The sequence below is a fragment of the Methylobacillus pratensis genome (assembly GCF_054072455.1).
Window position 1 is genome coordinate 1 of the sequence record NZ_JBSUSR010000015.1, and the last position, 2,305, is coordinate 2,305.

Annotated in this window: 2 protein-coding genes; both read right to left on the reverse strand. The window is 64.3% G+C overall.

Features of this window, described 5'->3' with window-relative positions:
* Positions 1 to 228: 228 nt before the first annotated feature.
* Positions 229 to 1,017: an IS21-like element helper ATPase IstB gene (gene istB / locus ACW4YW_RS15585; protein ID WP_457138401.1), complete on the reverse strand. Its 789-nt coding sequence runs from the start codon at positions 1,015 to 1,017 to the stop codon at positions 229 to 231.
* A partial coding sequence (istA, locus tag ACW4YW_RS15590) for an IS21 family transposase (protein WP_457138402.1) occupies positions 1,014 to 2,305 on the reverse strand: 1,292 nt, incomplete at its 5' end. The genes istA and istB, both read right to left, overlap by 4 nt.

The window sequence follows — 2,305 nt, forward strand, 5'->3', positions numbered from 1 at the left end:
GTCGGACTGGTGGCGCACGGGGTGCTCGGGCGGCGCGTTGGGCCCCGTCGCTGAAGGGTGTCGAGACCCTTCGAGGCTCGTCGCTGATATGTAGTGCTGCTTTGTCAAGTTCCATGGCGAGTTGGCCTCCTTGCTAGGGGGCTGTAGTGGGGGTTGGCCACCTGTCAACGGCCAGTTTGATGTCCCCGCTGGTGGCCAGGTAAAAGTCCCCACCCTGTGCGGGATGTTCTAGGTGGGTGGCACCTCCGTTCGGTGTGTCATGCGGTAGGAGTCGCCGTCGGTGATGACGATGGTGGCGTGGTGTAGGAGCCGGTCGAGGATGCTGGCGGCGGTGGTGTGTTCGGGCAGGAATCGTCCCCATTGTTCGAAGGGCCAGTGGCTGGCGATCGCGAGAGATCGGCGTTCGTAGGCGCCGGCGACGAGCCGGAACAGTAGTTGGGTGCCGGTGTCGTCGAGTGGTGCGAATCCGATCTCGTCGAGGATGAGCAGATCTTGGCGTAGCAGGGTGTCGATGGTTCTGCCGACGGTGTTGTCGGCCAGTCCGCGATACAGGGTCTCCACGAGGTCGGCGGCGGTGAAGTACCGCACTTTGTGTCCGGCGTGTACTGCGGCGATCCCCAGCCCGATCAGGGTGTGACTCTTACCCGTCCCGGCTGGGCCGATCAAGGCCAGATTGTGTTGGGCTCGAACCCATTCCAGTGAGGATAGGTATTCGAAGGTATTGGCCGGGATGGAGGATGCGGCCACGTCGAACGATTCCAAGGTTTTGGTGACCGGGAACCCGGCAGCTTTTAGTCGGTTGCGGATGTTGGAGGCATCACGAGCGGCGATCTCGGCTTCGACCAGGGTTCGCAGTACTTCTTCGGGTGTCCATCGCTGGGTTTTCGCGGTGAGCAGGACCTCGGGTGCGGTGCGGCGGATCGAGGCGAGCTTCAATCGGCGTAGCGCTTGGTCGAGGTCGGCCGGTAGTGGCGGCACTGTCTGAGGTGCAACGGGTGTCGATGTTGTGGTGGTCATGACACCTCCTTGTCGCCGGCGCCGAGCTTGTAGGCATCCAGCGAGCGGGTGGGCGCGGTAGGCAGGTGCCCGAGCAGTGCTGTGCCGGCCGGTCGCGGGTTGGGGGTGCCGGCTCCGGCATCGAGGATCGAGCGCACATCGGCGGCCTTGAACCGTCGGAATGCCACCGCCCTGGTCAGGGCGGTGAGCACCTGTTCGTGGCCGTGGGAGGTGACGAGCCCGAGGATGTCGTCGAGTTCACCGCCCAGGCGGGTGTTCCCGATGGCCGCGGCACCGACCAGGAACTGCTCAGCAACCTCACCGAGATCGCAGAACTGCTTCTCTGCTGCGGTTTTGGGTCGTGGTGCACGACTGGGCGGGGTGCGTGGCCCCCCGTAGTGGGCATCGTTGAGGACGACCTCTCCGGGTGCGGCCAACAGATGATCGGCGACCACCTCACCGGAGGTAGGTTCGGCGATCAGGAGCCGTTCACCGTCCTGGATGAGGGTCACGGTGGTGCCGATGAGCCGGTTGGGTACCGAGTAGCGGGCCGAGGCGTACCGGATACAGGAGAGGCGATCGACCTTACGGGTGACCGGCGGTGGACCGACCTGGGCCCGCAGAGACGGCAACGGGCTCAATGTGTCTCGTTCGATCGTGAGTTGGTCAGCAGGCACGCACAGTGTGTCGCTGTGACGGCGGGTGTTGACCTCGACACACCAGTCCCGCGCGGCCCGGTTCGCTGCGTGCACATCCAGCTGCACGTCGTCACGACCAGCAGCGATCTTGGCTTCGGTCCACAACGGCTGCGCCAGATCCGACTGCGCGTACCCGCAGAGGTTCTCCACGATCCCTTTCGATTCCGGATCGGCGCCGTGACAGAAGTCCGGGGAAAACCCGTAGTGGGTGGCAAACCGCACATACGTGGGGGTGGGTACGACGACGTTGGCGACGACTCCACCTTTGAGGCAACCCATCCGATCAGCGAGTACCTTGTTGGGCACTCCACCGATCTCTTCTAACGCTTCGGCGATGAATCCGAGTGTGGTGATGGATGTTTCGTTGGTGGCGAACCGAACGAACCGCCACCGCGAGAACGCCAACACCGCGCAGAACATGTGCAGCCCGCCGATTACGGCCCAATCGATGACCAGGTAGTCACCCGGAGCCCACACCGCCGGGCGGCGGCCACGATGATGATCACGGCGCCACTGTGTTTTCTCCTGGGCGACGAGACGACGGAAGTTGCGGGCCGAGCCCTCATAGCCCGCGGCACGTGCTACCGGCAGCAGTCGCTTGGCGGTGATCC